Below are 17131 nucleotides of genomic sequence, written 5' to 3'. Positions count from 1 at the left end.
TTCATTGTTAACCTCCTGACTACATATTATCATTCTTGCTTACTACTGCTTATAAACTTAATGAAGTTTTATAATACTCAGCAATTTTCCGGGAAGACCCAGCCGATTTTAGATGCGAGGATTTTAGATGCAATAGTTATTTGGTTTTAAGTCCGTGTTTTAGCGGAACAAATCTTCAATAGATAATTCCCCAATCCTCAACCTCCCGACTTCGTATAGCCGGACTCATCTAAATTCGTCAACTATCAATCCAATGGTCTGTGCCTTTTGGATTCCACCATTTGTACAAACAGTTATTCTGTATCACCTTATACTAAATAGCTAACTATCATATTTCTTAATGTATCAGTCGCTACTTGACATAGCCAGTGACAACAGAGTAATCGGAGAGGGGGTGTCGAGGAGAAGGCGGGAGTTTTGAATTGGGGAGAGTGGGAGGAGTAGAGGGGGAGAGTTAGGGAGAATGTTACTTTATCCTTCCCCCCGAATTTATCCGTGGGGTCAATGCTTCAATTCTAAAATCTAAAATCTAAAATCTAAAATCTAAAGTCTAAAGTCGATTGACTCATGACTCATTTTTCAACTGCATCTGATCGAATAGTTGTAGGGCCGATCGCCAAACCAGATAACCTTGATCGTTAAGGTGCAAGCCGTCTGTGCTGAGTTCAGTTGGCAAATTGCCGTCTGCATCCGCAAACAGTGGGTGCAAATCCAGATACAAAACATTTTCCGAACTAGCAATTTCTTTCAGCCGTCGATTTATTGCCCGAATCCGACTGTTAGGAATCGCCAACAGCCGATCGCGATTTTCCCAAGTAGCTTGTTCCCCGCTGTGGGGCAAAATCGACTGCACCACAACTTGTGCTTTGGGGTGCGCCCACCGCAAATCGCGAATAATCTGCCGCTGGTTGTCCAAAATCCCTTCGTCGCTCGCCCCCCGCAACAAATCGTTAATCCCAATCATCACAAACACTGTATCCGGCGCAGTGCGATCGAACAACTGCAACCGCTTCAGCAAACCCAGGGAAGTCTCCCCCGAAATCCCTTGATTCAGCCAAATTCGATCGACTGGTAACAGCTTAGTCGGAAACCACATACTGAGAGAATCCCCAGCCAAAACACTCAATCTTGAGGGTCGATTCGCCGCCACCGCCTCAGCTTCGCGACCCAACTGCGTCACCCACTGCTGGTAAGTCCATTTATGTCGCGGCCCGGGAACGGGCACGTCTAGCACTGCCTTTGTAGAGATCGCCGGTTGGCCAATTTGTTCCTGGGCCGCTTCTGCCGTCACCGCATCATTCGCCTGGAACCTTTCTGTCAAGTTGTTTCCCTGCAGCAGTAGTTGAGCGACTGTAAGTATCAGTACCCCGTTCGTCACCAAAGATAGCAAAGCCCAAACCGGAACAGTTTTCGATCGGCTAACTTCCATCCCTAAGAGGGATTTATGAGTTCTACTTCTGCTACCTCCTCCGAACTTCTCCATAAACTCAAGCTATTTGCAGGCCTCACACCGAATAATTTGCACTGATTGCTGCATCAAATTTTACCGCTCAATTAAAGCCTCAATTCTTGTAAGAATCAAGCACTGTGCTGTATTGGGCAAGGGCGGCGATGCAGAACTTTACTTTTTCGCACTACTTTACCATAAAAAATCTGCCTACCAAACTTTCTGGCACCGGAATCGGATTTGTCCAATCAGCATATCTCAACAAAAATCTATCTAAAACTCACCGAAATTACTCATTTCTGATGCTAAAATCCAAAAATGAAAAAATTAACTATAACTGAAGCAGCCAAACTTAAAGGTGTGAGCGCTTCCACCTTGCGAAGATGGGAAGCCGAAGGCAAGCTAATACCGGAACGCACCGCTAACGGTCACAGACGCTATGACCTAGCTCATCTTCTTGGCTTAAAACCCAACGGCGCTTTAACCATTGCTTACGCTCGGGTTAGCAGTCACAACCAAAAAGATGATTTAGACAGACAAAAACAAGTTTTGGAATTGTTTTGTGCATCTCAGGGGTGGCAATTCCAAATCATTGAGGATGTAGGTTCTGGGGTTAATTACAGTAAGCAGGGTTTACAACATCTAATTCGGGCGATCGCAGATAATCAAGTAGAAAGGTTGGTATTAACTCACAAAGACAGACTGCTGAGATTTGGTTCTGAAATAATTTTTAATTTGTGCGAACACTTTGGGACAGAGGTAGTGATTATAAATCAAACCGAAAATACTAGCTGTGACGAGGATTTAGCTAAAGATATACTAGAAATAATCACTGTTGTCTCCGCCCGCCTTGATGGCACCAGGAATCCCAAGAACAAGCGCGTCGTTGAAGAACTTAAAGCAATTGCCGGTAAACTCTAATCAATACACCAGTTTGCAAAGTTCGTTAGTTACAGATTCTCAATTCCCATTTCCCCATTACCAATTAACAATGATCGGCGCCGACTCATGCAATCGAAAACTGCTATATGTACGCCATTAAAAGTAAGCTAACAATAAAAATATGCCCGCGTTCGTATCGAAGATTGAAACGCGAGCACAACGATAGACAGCCATAAGTTGGCGGGTATTTCAGATTCGGGTTTTTCTGAATAAAGAGGTCGATTAGCTGATAAATAGCTAATCTACGACACGAAAGCTGAATTGGTCGATCTCTTCGCACGCTCTACAGTTTGTTAGTCTTCCCCCCAGAACCCCCACCATAACCGCCGTAGCTGGTCTCACTTCTGTTATCCAAGCTCGTTTCCTTCACAAACCCAGTGTAAGCTTCCATCCCGTGTTCGCCGATATCCAAACCTTCAGCCTCCTCTAAAGCCGAAACGCGGATACCCAGCAAAGCTTTGAGTGCCAGCCAAAAAATCGTACTCAGCAGCACGGTCATCCCGCCTACAGAGATAATGCCGACCAACTGCGCCCAGAGTTGACCAAAACCTCCGCCCACAAGCAATCCGGCTGCAGGGCCTGCGGTATAAAGTCCAGTTGTAGGCCCGTCAGCAAACAGCCCAACTGCCAGAGTTCCCCAGATTCCACAGACTAAGTGAACTGAAGTTGCGCCTACAGGGTCGTCAATTTTCAAGTTGTCGAAGAAAGTTACTGCGAAAACTACCAGGATGCCGGCGATTATGCCGATTATGGCAGAGTTGGGCACGTTGATCCAAGCGCAGCTAGCTGTTACGCCGACTAAGCCGGCGAGGATGCCGTTGATAATCATCGAAAGGTCGGGTTTGCCAAGGTACAGCCAAGCCGTAATGGTTGCAGCAACTCCCCCGAAGGCACCGGCAGTGTTGGTGGTGATCGCAATGTGGGCGATCGCATTTGGATCCAGGGCCATTGTCGAACCGGGATTAAACCCGAACCAACCCAACCACAAAATCAAACAGCCCAGGGTGGCAATGCTCATATTGTGTCCCGGCATCGCCACAGTATCGCCGTCGCGGTACTTGCCGAGCCGCGGCCCCAAAAATGCAGCTCCCATCAAAGCCGCCCAACCGCCTACGGAGTGAACCACTGTCGAACCGGCAAAATCCCAGAAGCCTGCGTCTGCCAGCCAGCCTCCGCCCCAAATCCAGTGTCCGGTAATTGGGTAAGCAATTCCTACTAGCAGCAAGCTGAAAATTAAGAATTCAAGGAATTTAATTCGCTCTGCAACGGCTCCAGAAACGATCGTCGCAGCAGTTCCCGCAAAAACTAATTGGAAAAAGAATTTAGCGTTGAGGGGGACTCCCGTCCAGTTAAGCGACTCGAAAATGCCTTGATAAGCGTCTCCTGTGGCGGGGCTGTTGTCGGCTACGTTCCACAGAAAAAATCCGCTGCTGCCGATAAACTCGTTGCCGTTGCTGAACATTAAGGCAAAGCCGATCGCCCAATAGGCGATCGTAGAAAGCGCAAAAACAATCAAGTTTTTGGACAGCACGTTAACCGCATTTTTCTGACGGCAAAAACCGGTTTCCAACATACCGAAACCGGCGTTCATAAAGAACACGAGCATCCCCGCCACCATGACCCACATCGTATCCAGCCCCACCTTAAGGCTTGCTAATTGTTCCTCGGTGGTTGGCGTGGCAGGGGTTTGGGCTACGGCCGCATATCCCCACACCAAGAAGATGATTGCAGCTAAAGGTATGCAGGCTTGCCAACTTGGAGTGAGGCGGGCGATCGCCCGTGGTAACTTGTTCAACCTGTTGACTTTCGTAAAAAATTTAGCTGCTGGCAAATTTAAAGTCTCCCGCCTGACTTTTTTCGACTTTTTCTTTCCGACAGTCATTTTAATCACTTTTACCCTCTTTACGGCTACTAAGCTCAGCAATATTCGGAAAACTTTCCAATCTTACTACAAAAGTTTATTGGATTATTTGTTGAGATTGAGATAGTTATGATAGCCTAGCTCTTCTAGTTGATTTTGTTTTTTCAGTACAGATTCGGACAAAGTTTTGCGGTAATGCAAAACTCGCTCTAGCAATTCTGGCTGATGAGCTGCCAGTATCTGAACTGCCAGCAAGCCAGCATTCTTGGCGTTGCCGATCCCCACTGTTGCTACGGGTATTCCCGCTGGCATTTGCACGATCGAGTACAGCGAATCTACCCCTTGCAGGTGGCGGCTCGGTACGGGCACGCCAATCACTGGCAAGGGGGTTAAAGATGCTACCATACCTGGGAGGTGCGCCGCTCCCCCGGCACCTGCGATAATGACTTTCAAGCCTCGTTGGTGCGCGGTTTGGGCGTATTCCACCATGCGCTCAGGGGTGCGGTGCGCCGAGACGATCGCCACGGAGCAAGCAACACTGAATTCTTCGCAAACGGAGATCGCATCTTTCATGGTTGGCAAATCCGAATCGCTACCCATAATAATTCCAACTGTCGCTTGATTCATGCAATTTTCAGATTTCAGATTTCAGATAAATGCTAATTTTAAATGATTGCGTTAACTCAAATTTAGATATTTTGTACCAAAACTGACCCTTAAAAGCAATTTTGCCACCAGCCCCCGTCTGAGCAGCCCTGCAGCCAGCAAAAAGCAAAAAGCTCCCCCTCCTCACCAGCCACCGGATTTATCCGTAGCGAATATTAAATCTAAAATCTAAAATCTAAAATCTAAACTCGGATGACTGAAGCCACAACCCCAACTGCCACCCCCACAGATATTCTCAATGCTCGCCTCCCCGGCTGCAAGGATTTGCAGATGCTTGCTGTTGACGAAACGGGAATCATTCAAGAAGTTTTGCCGATGGACGCCGTATTTAAACGGATTTGTCCTCCTCATTTGCAAGTCGTTGATGTAGCAGGCGATTGGATTTCTCTGGGCGGTGTTGACTTGCAGATTAACGGGGCGCTCGGTTTTGCTTTTCCCGATTTAGAAATCGAGCATATTGAAATTTTGCCGAAAATTTGTCAATTTTTGTGGAATCAGGGAGTCGATGCTTTTTTGCCGACATTGGTGACAACTTCGGTGGATAAGTTTAGGCGATCGCTCTCGACTATAGCTGATTATATCCGCACTGTACAAACTACTGTTGCCGCAACCAATAAAGCCCAAACAGCGGAAATTATCGGCGTTCACCTCGAAGGCCCTTTTCTCAACCCCCAGAAGCGAGGTGCTCACCCAGTTGAGTTTTTGTTACCGCTAACTATAGAAAATGTCAAGCAAGTTTTAGGAGATTGTGCCGATATTGTCAAAATAATTACTTTAGCACCGGAGTTAGACAGCACTGGCGAAGTCATTTCCTATTTGCAAAGTTTGGGAATTTCCGTCAGCCTTGGACACTCCCAAGCGACGGCAGAGCAAGCACAGCAAGCATTTGATCGGGGAGCTTCAATGGTAACTCACGCTTTTAATGCAATGCCGAGTTTGCACCACAGAGAACCGGGTTTGTTGGGAGCGGCGATTGTTTATCCGGGGGTAAAATGCGGTTTAATTGCTGACGGGAAGCACGTTTCTCCGACAATGATTGATTTTTTGCTGCGCGCTGGTAGGTATGAAAAAGGCGTTTTTTTGGTGAGCGATGCTTTAGCTCCTTTGGGTTTGCCAGATGGTGTTTATCCTTGGGATTCCCGACAAATTGAAGTCAGAAAAGGTACAGCTTGGGTAAGATTAGATTACCACTCAGTCCTGGAATCTGCTACTTTGGCGGGTACAACTCTGCCGCTGTTGGCGGGAGTGCAGAATTTAGTGGAGTGGGGAATTTGCGATGCCGAAAGTGCGATCGCCCTGGCAACTGAATCTCCGAGAAGGGCGATCGGAATTTCGGGAATTATTGGCAAATCTGCAACTCAATTGTTGCGCTGGAATTTAAATGCTGCGACAAAGCAATTGACTTGGCATCGGTTATTTTAACCTGTTATACCATTTTAAATTAAAGAATTGAAGAATTGGGAATGGGCGAACTGGTATCACCCGATCGATTTGAGATTTTAGATGTGCCGTTTGCATCTAAAATCTCAAATCGCCCATCTAAAATCGGTTGTTGCAAGTTGCACATTTTCCGAACCGTATTGCTATATAATATCTAACCGTTGGCAATAAATCAGCAGCAGGCAGATCGATGAATTTGGTAGACGACAAGACTATAGTTAGACAGTATTTTAACTCGACGGGATTCGATCGCTGGCAGCGAATTTACGGCGAGGGCAAAGTCAATAAAGTTCAGCTAGACATCCGCACCGGGCATCAGCAAACGGTGGATACAGTCATCAAATGGCTGCAAGCTGACGGCAATTTGCCCGGGCTTTGTGTCTGCGATGCCGGCTGCGGTGTAGGCTCTCTGAGCATTCCCCTGGCTGAAGCTGGGGCAATTGTTTGTGCTAGCGATATCTCTGAAAAGATGGTAGCAGAAGCTTACGATCGATCGACAGCAGTTCCCGGCAAGCTCTACAACATCTCCTTCGCCGCCCAAGATTTGGAAGCTTTAACCGGCAAATTTCACACGGTGATATGTTTGGACGTGCTCATCCACTATCCTCAAAATAAGGCTGCGGAAATGATCGCACACCTAAGTTCGATCGCCGAATCGCGACTAATTCTTAGTTTTGCACCCAAAACTTTAGCACTCACCGCCCTCAAAAAAATTGGTGAACTTTTCCCAGGCCCCAGCAAAACTACCCGGGCTTACCAGCACCGCGAAGCTGATATTATCAAAATCCTAGAAAACAATGGTTTTGTGATTAACAGAACAGCGATGACTAGCACTAGCTTTTACTATTCTCGCTTGCTAGAAGCTGTGCGGAAATAGGTTAAAAATATTTGCAAAAAAGCTAATTTCTCATCAGCCTAGGGTGCGCCTAGCGCACCTTCCCTTACCAAAGTTACGCAAGTGAACCTCCATACTCTGCGATTGCTTCGCGGCGGCTCGCAATGACAAGTAAGGCACGCACCGCGCACCTTCTATCTCAACAATTAGATGTTTTTCCCTCTTCCTTCTTCCCTCTTCCTTCTTCCTTCTTCCTTCTATCCTTTACATCCGTTACATCCGTTACAGAATCCGTTGCCGAACTTCCCTCTTCCTTCTTCCTTCTTCCTTCTATCCTTTACATCCCGTACATTGCTCGTTGCCGAGCCTCCTTCTGCCCAATTCAATAAATATTATGTCAACGCTAATTTTAATTCGCATTTTTATAGCAGTCGCAGCGGTATTCGGAGGTTTATCCGTTGCAGGCGGTGCTTTCGCCTCCCACGCTTTAAAAAATCAATTGAGCGATCGAGCTTTAACCATTTTTGAGACCGGCGCCCGATATCAAATGTACCATGCCCTGGCTCTATTACTCGTCGCTTTACTCTTGAGCCGCGCCCAAGAGTCTCAAACATTTTTTGCAGTTGCTGGATGGGCTTTTATTGCCGGCACAATCATCTTTTCAGGCAGTTTGTACGCCCTGAGTTTGAGCGACATCAAATGGCTGGGTGCAATTACGCCGCTGGGGGGAGTTGCTTTTATTGTTGGTTGGGGATGTTTGGCAGTCGCAGCTTTTAGTTTTAAATAGGCAACTGGTAAATTTTGAAGCAATTACCAATTATCAATTACCTAATTATCAAAAACATCCCTGGAAAACAGCTCTGTCAAAGTACGCAAGTAAGGTACAAATACCGTTAAATCTTCAGCAGGAAGCCGCTCACATATTTCCCAAAATAAAATCAGCAGCATATCCTGCACTAACTCCCAACTTACATGAAGTTTCGGGTACAACATCACGCAAATTGGAAACAATTCTTGCTGTACCGGGTGAATGCTACCTTCCAAAACGCACCAGCACAAATAGCTTTGAAAAATCTCGACATCTCGGATACCAGAAATTTTTACCTCGCGATCGCTCAAATACCCGCTGCTGCTGCGGTATCCTTGATGCTGGGCACTAGCTCGATCGTACACTGCACTAGCAATCTGAGTCGTGTGCTGCAACAAATGCTGAACGGCTAATAGAGCTCTTGAATTCGGGGGCTGATTCGCCGCCGCCTCGTTAATCTCTCCGTAGGGAATGTGCAGATAGTCGTCTACAACTTTTAAGTAGGGCGCAAATTCCGCTCTCTCTGACTCCGAAAGACATCCTAACAAGATTTTGCTAGTGTATTGAAACTCCATTGTCACAAATCCCAGCACTAACGGATCTGTCTTTGAGTATTTTCGCCTCACTTTGATAATATCTTTTCCCACCAGCACTGACAAGCGGAAAATAGGTTCTCTATCCGCATAAGCGTCTATTGCTTTCCGATATAAGGTGCGAGAATCGGCGGCAATTTCTAAAGAATTAATTAAACTTGGATCGATCGCGTGTCGCTCTATTTGTGTCTCTAAAAGAGCTTCTACTCTACTCCAAGCTATCTCGCTGGCTAATTTCAGGGTATCTGTCAATTTGTCAACTATGGGGGCTCTATTGCCCTCAAAATTAGTTAAATCTAGGCTTGGGAGAATTTGGCGTGGCGCTTGGTTCTCTCTTGTCGCCACTGTACTGTAATATTTTTTTGCCCAGCTAACTGCGAAGGAAGAAACGCTGACACATTTAGCTTTTGGGAGTTGGTCAATGTCCAGTTCGGTAATACATTGGGACGCCTGACTTGCGCCCTGTTGAAATTGGTCGGCTGCTGGTAAAGATTTTGAAGATATTTGTGAAATACCCGTCATGATAAACCTCGTTTTTTTATTAAGTCGCACCCGATCGATTCCCCTAATTTTTAACGTTGTTAACTACAATTTTCTGCATTTGTACGCTGACCGTCATCAGCCATTACGCTTAAAGCTATAAGCCATTTGGCTCGACTGCCTGCATCTTTTATAAGTTGCACGTTAATAACGTTATTTATTGTGTGATCGATCACCATCACCCTGTGATCGCGATACTAAGTGATTTTTTTGACCTATAAAGAGGGCTGCAAATAAATTTAATTTGTCTTAAAATCGGATAATTAAAGTCAAGTCTACCTCAAAAAAACTGCTGCTTGAAATACTTGATGTTGGTTTTGGAGCGCTTTGGTCGATCGCCCTAATCTATTAAACAAGCTAAGCTACAGCACGCTCTAAGGGTGACTTTGGTTAATTTATTTCTATAGCTGAATTAGAAATGTATTGTGAGCCTGACGATTGTTATGAAACCCTGACAATTTTAACAATCGGCTTTTCTAAATAAAAAATTAAATTTGAGATGAGAATCAGATTTATGTGCATTTAGTTAATGCCATTGCCAGGGCAGTTTTTTGTGATCCGTTGTTTAGGAATGAGAATTAAATAACTTAGAATGCGTGATGGTTCTTGTGGGATGGGCACTCTTAGCCCGCCCTTTCTGGACGGGCTAAGAGTGCCCAACCCACTTTCAAGAGTGTAAATTATTTAATTCGCGATCCTTAGCTTCCCCGTGAAGCGAAGCTATCCCGTAGGGAATCGCCCGCAATTGATCGTCGTCCATTCGATCGACCACCTACCCTTCAAAACCAGAATTAGCGAGTGACTCGCCCGGTAGCCCGCGCATTTTGCCAAATCCGGCGGGTTCGAGTCCTCTGTCGGAGGCCCAAGCCTGTCCCGACAACGAGAGGATTAGGTTGATGCGGGCCCCACGGGCGATCGATCCTCACAAACAGCACGGCCAGTACGTCTTTAAGGCTATGGCTTCGGGTAGGATTAGTAGGACGAGAGGAAGTGGATAAAATGAGCGCTAGCAGCAATTCAACAGAAATTAAGTTCGGAACCGATGGGTGGCGAGGACTGATTGCCCATGACTTTACTTTTGCCAACGTGCGAAAAGTCACCCGGGCGATCGCCAGTTACCTAGAAACCGCTTACACCAAAGACCGCCCAGTTCTAGTCTCCTACGATACCCGCTTTCTGGCAGACGAGTTCGCCCGCACTTCGGCGGAAGTATTGGCAGATTTGGGATGGACAGTGAAAGTGGTCGATCGAGATTGCCCCACACCAGTCATCGCCTACAGCGCCAAGCATCTCAACTCCGCAGGGGCCCTGATGTTCACGGCTTCGCACAATCCCGCACCTTACTGCGGCATCAAATACATCCCCGACTACGCGGGCCCGGCTACCCCGGAAATTACTGATACAATTGTGGCAAATATTGCTGGTGCTTCTGATGCCCCAGCTAAAGGCAGCCACAACGATAAAATCTCCAGTTTTGACCCGAAACCCGAATATCTGAAGTTTCTTTATACTTTGATCGATGTGGAGCGGATTCGCTCTGCTAAGTTGAAGGTGAAGTACGACGCTCTCTACTCGACTTCTCGCGGCTATCTCGACGGCGTTTTGGAACACTGCGGCTGCGATGTCGAAAGTTTTCATACCTACCGCGACGTGCTGTTTGGGGGCGGAATGCCCGAACCCAAGGGGGAACAGTTAGTCGAGTTGGTGGAAGCTGTTAAGAAGGATTCGGCGGATTTGGGTTTGGCTACCGATGGCGACAGCGATCGCTTTGGTATTGTTGACGAGTTGGGAAATGTCTTGACTCCAAACACCGTGCTGTTGCTGCTGGCGCGTCACTTGGTTAAGAATAAAGGCTTGACTGGGGCGATCGTCCGTACAGTCGCAACTACTCATTTACTGGACAATTTAGCCGCCAAGTACGGTTTAACAATCTACGAAACCGCAGTCGGTTTTAAATACATCGGCGAAAAAATGCGCGAAACTGCGGTGCTCATCGGTGGCGAAGAGTCTGGCGGTTTGAGCGTTTTGGGTCACATTCCCGAAAAAGACGGGATTTTGGCTGATATGCTAGTTGCTGAGGCGATCGCCTATGAAGGCAAACCGCTTTCTCAGCTAGTCGAAGAAGCCATTAAAGAAGCCAACGGCCCCCTGTACAACAAACGTTTGGACTTGCACCTAGAAGAAGCCCACAAAGCAGCCGTTTTGGACTCTTTTACCAAGAATCCCCCCACAGAAGTAGCAGGTATCCGCGTTAAGGAAATCGGCCGCAAAGACGGGATTAAACTTTATCTTGAAGACGGTGGCTGGGTACTGCTGCGGCCTTCGGGAACTGAACCCTTGATGCGCGTTTACATGGAAACCAATTCTGTGGAAAAAGAAAGCCAAGTTGCCCAACACATGGAAAAGGTAATTGCCCAGTTAGAACCTGTTTAACTTTCTACCTATTCCAACGGGGGTTTTTCCCCTAGTGCTTGGGATTGTGAGGTGCGCCGAAGCGCACCTTACCTATTTTTGATAACTCTGGCAAAGCCTCTGAACATTAATCATCGATACTGCTGGGCCAGTTACAGCACTTTCCAGGTAAGTGAAGTACAGAGAAACCGGGTTTCTTGAATAAAACCGGTTTCTGGCGAGAAATCCAGAAGAAACCCGGTTTCTGGGGTGTACTTTATAAACCTGGAATCCGCTGTATATATTTGCAATACACTGGGATTTGTTAAAGTTGGGGATTTGTAAATTTATCTATTTATTTTTAATTTTTAATTAATTTAAAAAATTCCTAAATTTTTTCCGAATCTACTTGACTTTTATCCAGATAAAATTGTATATTATTAAATAATGGGGTGTTTGCAAAAATAAAATTTTCACACATATTCCGATTATAAAACAATTATACAAGTTAAATTACTAGCCTGTCAACCGGTTTATGAAAACAATTCCTCTGCTCGCCATTAGTTTTTTAGTAGCAATTTTAGTCAGCGCGATCGGCATTATTTCAGTGCAAAATGCCGCCCCAGTATCCTTAAACTTTATCTTTTTTCAATCGATACAAATGCCCGTAGGAGTAGTATTGGCAATGAGCCTGAGTGCAGGACTGATCGGAGGTGCGCTACTGCAACCGCTGTGGAACCTTTCAGATTCCCAAAACTCGCGTCCTAAATTTCCGGCCACTCCAGAAGAATCTGACACCGTACAATATTAAATATATTTGATCCCTTACAGGGAATATACCTGACCGTCAATCAGCAACCGAGTAATTCCCTTAGCTCGCAAATAAGGCGCTGCTTTTTGCAGAATACTGCTGTCAGGAATCTTGAAAACCCTTTGATTGCGAGTAGCAAATCGGCGGGCCACTCGGTGATTGTCAAACACTGCCAGGGTTTTCTCGCGAATTTCCGCTGCCGGAATTTGACCCAGTTCGCCAAAAGCTTTTAGAGGCCTGGTGATTAACTCTGCCGCCCGATCGACCACCAAATAACAAATTTTGGGCAAAGATGCTTCGCTTAAAGGCAAAACTTGAATTAGTCCTGTACCCCGAAGCTCGTTAGCGAAGCCCTCGAAGAGGAGCGACTCCCCCGACGATAATGAACCCAGGAGACTGCCTTCAGACAGAGAGTCCTCATCCTCTACATCTTCGTCGAAGTCGTCATCTAAATCGTCTTCATCATCCTCATCATCCTCATCCTCGAAATCGCTAAAGTCTTCACCTGCCAGCAGCCCTTCTGCTGGCAGCATTGCCTTTAGTTCACCAGTCACAACAGCGCGGTGGCTTCGATCGGCAAAATTGGCTGCTGGGACATCTGGCACATCAGAAACATCCAATTCTGCAACTGGTTCAGGGACTGATTCAGAACGCTTTCTGATCGTCGGTCTCGAATTTGAGGCTGACTGCTGGAGGGGGGCTGACTCCGACAGGGGAACAGCTACAGGATCGATTTCGCCATCTGCCGATGACTCAGTAGTCGCCTCTGTCGGTTCAGAAACACTTGTGCGATGATCGGACAAACGCTTTTGTTTTTGCTGCACTAGAAATTCGTATTCCGGCTCCGACAAAGCCCCCTGAATGATGCGCCTCACAGTCGAACTGCTCACTCCGTAGCGCTTTGCCAGAGTGATAGTATTCTCGTTGGACTGTCGGTACAGCCTGATGAGTTCGCGTTTGTCTGAATCGGAGAGTTTTGTAGGCGTCATGCCAAGTTTTCCAGCAAAAAGACGTGAAAAGACGCAGGCGAGCAGTCAGCGAACTGTGATTTTTCCTTTTCGATTTCAAGCTCAGAGATGCTGACAATGGCAAAAAAGCTTTCGCGTCCCCATCGCTTGCCAAAGCAACCCCAATCTCAAATCGCTAGGCTGCGCGACGACTGCGCCTGCTCTGGCGAGAACGGGTTGAGATGTCATGTTCCAAGATAGCTCCAATTCCGAACAGGATGGCGCTGAAAACAAAAAAGACTTCCAGCAAACTTCCGCTTTGATAACTACCCTCAGCCTGAGTATCCCGCCATTTAAAGTACATATCTGCGATGTAAAGCGAAAAAGTTGCAGCCGCAATCATTCTCCAAGATTGAGAAAAACGTCCTCCCCAAAACGCCAGCAGCAATGCAGTAGCAATAATCAGCAGAAAAACGTCTCCAACGATGTAAAACAAATTGATTGCATAGGCGTAAGGCGACAGTTGCTTGTCAAGTGCTATTACCCATGCGGGAGTTTTACTTTGTTCTGCTGCTTCTTCTTCTTCTTCTTCTTCTTCGGGTGCGGATTTAGCAGCAGTCGCGGCTGTTCCTTTTACCATTGAGTTGGACGAATTTTCTAAACCAGCCCCTTTTGCTCCTGGCGCTGGCGCAGAGCCTGTCACTACTTCCTGGGTGGCTGCTGGAGACATTCCTAGCTGTAGCCTCCAAGACTCAGGTGCAGCAACCCAGATAGCTACAGCAATCCCGAAGGCTGCAATTCCCGCTAACAAAGCCCACTGCCAAATTTCTAGATTCAGCCGTTTGGAAGTCACAGCGATCACCATGCCCCCAATCAGTACCACATAGCTGCCCAGATAAAAGGCATCTGCGGGGGACACGTCCGGGTCGGCCTCGAAATACAGTTCCCAAATGCCAAATAGCACACCGCCGATAAAATAGAACAGCATCCCCAGACCAATGCCCAGCCAGACGTTGCGCCCGCTGACCATGTGCGGGCTTTGCCAGTTTCTAAAACAGACTAAAGCCGCTCCCAAGTATGCTCCGCATTCAAAAATATAAGTGCCGATCGAGTACCACAGAGGTAAACCCTCTTCTGCTGAGAGGGGGACGCTGAACAGCAAAAAGAACAGCAGCGCCATGACAGCCCAGACAATGCCCACAATCACTAGGGTCTGAGCTGACAGTAAAGATGAAGATGTAGATGACTTTTCTGAAGTGCTACTCATAGGGATTCCACGAGACCTAACTAGCGGTTGAACGCACCCCATCTCAATCTTTGATTGGAGATGAGGATTCTTTCGCCAAAAACCTTAAAAAACCTCGATCAGACGCTTCCGGGATAACTGGCGTCCTCAGTGTGTCGTCGGGGCTTTTGCCCTCGTACACTATAGAAAGACTAAGCAAGAATAATATCTATTTACTAATTCAATAAATTAGTTGTTAGTCGATCTTGTACCCGGAAATATAATGATAGACATACGGTAGATGTCTCCACCCTTAAGGTTTTTACAGTACCAAATCTATCTCTGAAATTATACCCTCAAAGGTTGAGGTATCTGTTTTTTTGCTTTCCCATTCCCCTACTCATATCAATGATTCTAGGTGGGGAATGCGATCGAAACTTAGTTAAATTGCCAGACCATAGGTGGCATCCAAACCGAATCAACAATTTGGTTGGTCAATACAAGTTGGCCATCCAACCTGTATATCGCGTACCCCCTACAGTGCAATTATCTAAGATCCATTATCTCGACCCAATTGTCTGAGCAATTGTCACAGATTTTCTATCCTGCGATCCACAACTTGTTGAGGGCTGATTGTTTCAGCCAATCTAGAAACTGAGTCCGATCCGGTGCTGGCATATCTTGCAGCACATCGCTCACTCCCTCCGCGAAGTCCGTATTGCCAAAATATGATTTGCCCAAGCGGTGGAGTTCTTGCAATAAGGTCTTGAGATGCTGCTCTTGCCAAGGAGGCACCTTGTGATTTTGCAAGGGACTAACGGTTAGCCAGTTTTTTATCGCATCAGGGGAGTCTGCCTGGGGGAAGTTTCCCTGCTGAAATACCTTGGCGATATCTTTCTGAAACGATGTGGCTTGCCTTGCGCCTAAGAGGTCTTCTACATCGAAGTAAACCGCTTGGAGGAGCAGCAGACAAGCCTGCGCGAACAGTGGTGCTTTGGCTGCTTCATTCCCTGCCGGTTCTTCACCGGCAAGCTGATCTAAACGGACTTTTCCCCAGACGCTATATCTATCCGGCTCTTCTAGCAGAACACAGGCTTTGCCTCGGTTGTCGGTTAAGTCCCGCCACAAGGCTCTGGCGTCTTCTGCTTGCTTGCCGTTGAAGGCGCTGATCAGGCGAAAAGTCTGCCCCTGATAATTGAGAATGGGAATTTGTTGATCCCGTTTTGGGTGTTGAAAATTGGTTATTTCAACATCCTGCCGTTTCAGAATAAACATGACACTGCGATTTGACTCCTGTCATGGCCGAGGTGCTGTGCTTTTGACACTCCCGATGCCTAAAGGCGAAGGGATTCTTGATTCAGCGAGTCCACTTAAATTAGCAGGATTGCTCCCGATCACCCAGAGATGGTGCTCTCCTCAAGCGTTCCGATACTTTTTTGCTAACAAATGCTAACAATTATCTAAGCTGAGATTGTCTCTCAGCCTTGGCGTATAAATCAATGCACGAAGGAAAATCCCCCGCGCACAATTTACGACTGCTGTACTGGCAACGCTTGATTTTCGCGCTCGTGCCGAGCAGGCGATTGACTGTTTTGCTTTGATGCCGTAGAGGAAGCTTATATAGAGGCTCCGTACCATCAGGGATTTTCACCTGAGTCTTTCAATCCTAGTTCTACCACATTTTTATCAAATATCAAGTCGAGCAGAATGTTAGCCAACATAACTCAATATCAGCAAATTAGTCATTCTGGCTCAACTCATACCTCAAATCAGGGGACGATCTCTGGTTTTTCGGTAATGTGGTCAGCGTTTTAGGCTTTGCCACTACGGGATGTTAACATAACCAATAGACATCTGGGAAAAAGCACCTGTGACTCTTTTGCTGTCTGAGTTCCGTCTTAATTTGGGGAGATATGCGATCGACCAAATATTGGGGTTTCAACTCGACCTCTAAATACTTTACCCGAGTTCACCAAAAAACGAGGGAGAAGCCCCGGGCTACCGACATGGGGAGGAAAGCGGCTGCGACGACCGTCGCCGTGGAATGATCGCAACTTGAGTCGCAATGATATGATAAGTGCAGCGATTAAGAATAACCATCTACGTGTTGAAACATTTTAGTTTCGGTGAGATTCCGGCACAGTAAGCCACTACTGCATTTGAGCAGTCAGCCTATTTAACTGACAAAAAATATCAAAATGTGGAGCGTACCTATCTGGCATAAGTGATGGACTCCGAAAGCCGAAAAAAGCCAAAAGTATACGCAAAGCTTGGATTCGTCCATGCTGAGTGGGTAGAGGCGCATTGATAACGCCTTTGAAAGTCCCTTTGTGGTCTTATTCAACAATCCCCCTGATTCCTCAGTGGGGAGTATCAAGTCCTACCTAGTTTTGATTGTAAATTTCCAATTGGGCTGTTTGCAGGTGAGTCCCTCCAGCTTTTGTCAGATACAGTCTTGAAGGCAAAGGCACTCTCATCATCTTGGTTTTTTTCCCTAACCATCGCGCTGCAAGCTATATTTTTCTAGATAAAAGCGGTTTCTGCGTAACGGGACTTAAACAAATTTTAAGCCCAAACAAAGCCTAAACTGGCTTTATAAGCGGAGAATACGTCCCAATTTTGGTT

13 protein-coding genes are annotated in these 17131 nt (G+C 46.6%); 6 read left to right on the top strand and 7 right to left on the bottom strand.

The genetic code is table 11. The features are described from left to right. Nucleotides 1-565: 565 nt before the first annotated feature. The gene (locus QUB51_RS28345; RefSeq protein WP_333055869.1) at nucleotides 566-1483 is read right to left on the bottom strand and encodes an SGNH/GDSL hydrolase family protein; all 918 of its coding nucleotides are present in this window, start codon (nucleotides 1481-1483) and stop codon (nucleotides 566-568) included. 282 nt (nucleotides 1484-1765) lie between these two features. Between QUB51_RS28345 and QUB51_RS28340 the strand changes: the two genes are divergently transcribed. Further along, a complete protein-coding gene (locus QUB51_RS28340; protein WP_333055868.1) occupies nucleotides 1766-2368 on the top strand; it encodes an IS607 family transposase in 603 nt (200 codons plus the stop codon). A 304-nt stretch (nucleotides 2369-2672) separates the two neighbouring features. Here the strand turns inward: QUB51_RS28340 and QUB51_RS28335 are convergent, their stop codons facing one another. Continuing rightward, nucleotides 2673-4271 (bottom strand): ammonium transporter, encoded by a 1599-nt coding sequence (locus QUB51_RS28335; RefSeq protein WP_333055867.1) that lies wholly within the window; start codon nucleotides 4269-4271, stop codon nucleotides 2673-2675. A gap of 84 nt (nucleotides 4272-4355) precedes the next feature. Then, nucleotides 4356-4877 (bottom strand): 5-(carboxyamino)imidazole ribonucleotide mutase, encoded by a 522-nt coding sequence (gene purE / locus QUB51_RS28330; RefSeq protein WP_333055865.1) that lies wholly within the window; start codon nucleotides 4875-4877, stop codon nucleotides 4356-4358. 231 nt (nucleotides 4878-5108) lie between these two features. Between purE and nagA the strand changes: the two genes are divergently transcribed. The 3 genes from nagA to QUB51_RS28315 all read left to right on the top strand — a co-directional run bounded on the left by nagA (nucleotide 5109) and on the right by QUB51_RS28315 (nucleotide 7978). After that, complete coding sequence (gene nagA / locus QUB51_RS28325; RefSeq protein ID WP_333055863.1) at nucleotides 5109-6338, top strand: N-acetylglucosamine-6-phosphate deacetylase; 1230 nt, start codon at nucleotides 5109-5111, stop codon at nucleotides 6336-6338. Nucleotides 6339-6546: 208 nt separating this feature from the next. After that, nucleotides 6547-7233 carry a magnesium protoporphyrin IX methyltransferase gene (bchM, locus tag QUB51_RS28320; RefSeq protein ID WP_333055861.1) on the top strand — a complete coding sequence of 229 codons (687 nt, stop codon included), beginning with the start codon at nucleotides 6547-6549 and terminating at the stop codon, nucleotides 7231-7233. Nucleotides 7234-7585: 352 nt separating this feature from the next. Then, nucleotides 7586-7978: a DUF423 domain-containing protein gene (locus QUB51_RS28315; protein ID WP_333055860.1), complete on the top strand. Its 393-nt coding sequence runs from the start codon at nucleotides 7586-7588 to the stop codon at nucleotides 7976-7978. Nucleotides 7979-8019: 41 nt separating this feature from the next. Here the strand turns inward: QUB51_RS28315 and QUB51_RS28310 are convergent, their stop codons facing one another. Then, the gene (locus QUB51_RS28310; RefSeq protein ID WP_333055859.1) at nucleotides 8020-9114 is read right to left on the bottom strand and encodes a hypothetical protein; all 1095 of its coding nucleotides are present in this window, start codon (nucleotides 9112-9114) and stop codon (nucleotides 8020-8022) included. Between the two features lie 1017 nt (nucleotides 9115-10131). Between QUB51_RS28310 and QUB51_RS28305 the strand changes: the two genes are divergently transcribed. Together QUB51_RS28305 and QUB51_RS28300 are read left to right on the top strand one after the other, a co-directional pair. Then, nucleotides 10132-11565 (top strand): phosphoglucomutase/phosphomannomutase family protein, encoded by a 1434-nt coding sequence (locus QUB51_RS28305; RefSeq protein ID WP_333264204.1) that lies wholly within the window; start codon nucleotides 10132-10134, stop codon nucleotides 11563-11565. Between the two features lie 493 nt (nucleotides 11566-12058). Further along, entirely contained in the window at nucleotides 12059-12334 is a 276-nt protein-coding gene (locus QUB51_RS28300) for a LapA family protein (RefSeq protein ID WP_333055858.1), read from the top strand. Nucleotides 12335-12348: 14 nt separating this feature from the next. Here QUB51_RS28300 and QUB51_RS28295 read toward each other — a convergent pair whose 3' ends face one another. The 3 genes from QUB51_RS28295 to QUB51_RS28285 all read right to left on the bottom strand — a co-directional run bounded on the left by QUB51_RS28295 (nucleotide 12349) and on the right by QUB51_RS28285 (nucleotide 15781). After that, entirely contained in the window at nucleotides 12349-13323 is a 975-nt protein-coding gene (locus tag QUB51_RS28295; RefSeq protein ID WP_333233020.1) for a hypothetical protein, read from the bottom strand. 154 nt (nucleotides 13324-13477) lie between these two features. Further along, nucleotides 13478-14548 (bottom strand): hypothetical protein, encoded by a 1071-nt coding sequence (locus QUB51_RS28290; RefSeq protein ID WP_333055856.1) that lies wholly within the window; start codon nucleotides 14546-14548, stop codon nucleotides 13478-13480. Between the two features lie 558 nt (nucleotides 14549-15106). Next, a complete protein-coding gene (locus tag QUB51_RS28285; RefSeq protein WP_333055855.1) occupies nucleotides 15107-15781 on the bottom strand; it encodes an Npun_F0813 family protein in 675 nt (224 codons plus the stop codon). Nucleotides 15782-17131: the final 1350 nt, after the last annotated feature.

The sequence above is a fragment of the Microcoleus sp. AT8-A3 genome, assembly GCF_036705675.1.
Classification (GTDB): domain Bacteria; phylum Cyanobacteriota; class Cyanobacteriia; order Cyanobacteriales; family Microcoleaceae; genus Microcoleus.
This window is presented reverse-complemented; position numbering and strand designations above follow the sequence as displayed.

What these genes read in the sequence shown, in the direction of transcription:
- QUB51_RS28345 (WP_333055869.1), bottom strand. Translation starts at nt 1,483, where the DNA reads ATGGAGAAGTTCGGAGGAGGTAGCAGAAGTAGAACTCATAAATCCCTC.
- QUB51_RS28340 (WP_333055868.1), top strand. Translation starts at nt 1,766, where the DNA reads ATGAAAAAATTAACTATAACTGAAGCAGCCAAACTTAAAGGTGTGAGC.
- QUB51_RS28335 (WP_333055867.1), bottom strand. Translation starts at nt 4,271, where the DNA reads ATGACTGTCGGAAAGAAAAAGTCGAAAAAAGTCAGGCGGGAGACTTTA.
- purE (WP_333055865.1), bottom strand. Translation starts at nt 4,877, where the DNA reads ATGAATCAAGCGACAGTTGGAATTATTATGGGTAGCGATTCGGATTTG.
- nagA (WP_333055863.1), top strand. Translation starts at nt 5,109, where the DNA reads ATGACTGAAGCCACAACCCCAACTGCCACCCCCACAGATATTCTCAAT.
- bchM (WP_333055861.1), top strand. Translation starts at nt 6,547, where the DNA reads ATGAATTTGGTAGACGACAAGACTATAGTTAGACAGTATTTTAACTCG.
- QUB51_RS28315 (WP_333055860.1), top strand. Translation starts at nt 7,586, where the DNA reads ATGTCAACGCTAATTTTAATTCGCATTTTTATAGCAGTCGCAGCGGTA.
- QUB51_RS28310 (WP_333055859.1), bottom strand. Translation starts at nt 9,114, where the DNA reads ATGACGGGTATTTCACAAATATCTTCAAAATCTTTACCAGCAGCCGAC.
- QUB51_RS28305 (WP_333264204.1), top strand. Translation starts at nt 10,132, where the DNA reads ATGAGCGCTAGCAGCAATTCAACAGAAATTAAGTTCGGAACCGATGGG.
- QUB51_RS28300 (WP_333055858.1), top strand. Translation starts at nt 12,059, where the DNA reads ATGAAAACAATTCCTCTGCTCGCCATTAGTTTTTTAGTAGCAATTTTA.
- QUB51_RS28295 (WP_333233020.1), bottom strand. Translation starts at nt 13,323, where the DNA reads ATGACGCCTACAAAACTCTCCGATTCAGACAAACGCGAACTCATCAGG.
- QUB51_RS28290 (WP_333055856.1), bottom strand. Translation starts at nt 14,548, where the DNA reads ATGAGTAGCACTTCAGAAAAGTCATCTACATCTTCATCTTTACTGTCA.
- QUB51_RS28285 (WP_333055855.1), bottom strand. Translation starts at nt 15,781, where the DNA reads ATGTTTATTCTGAAACGGCAGGATGTTGAAATAACCAATTTTCAACAC.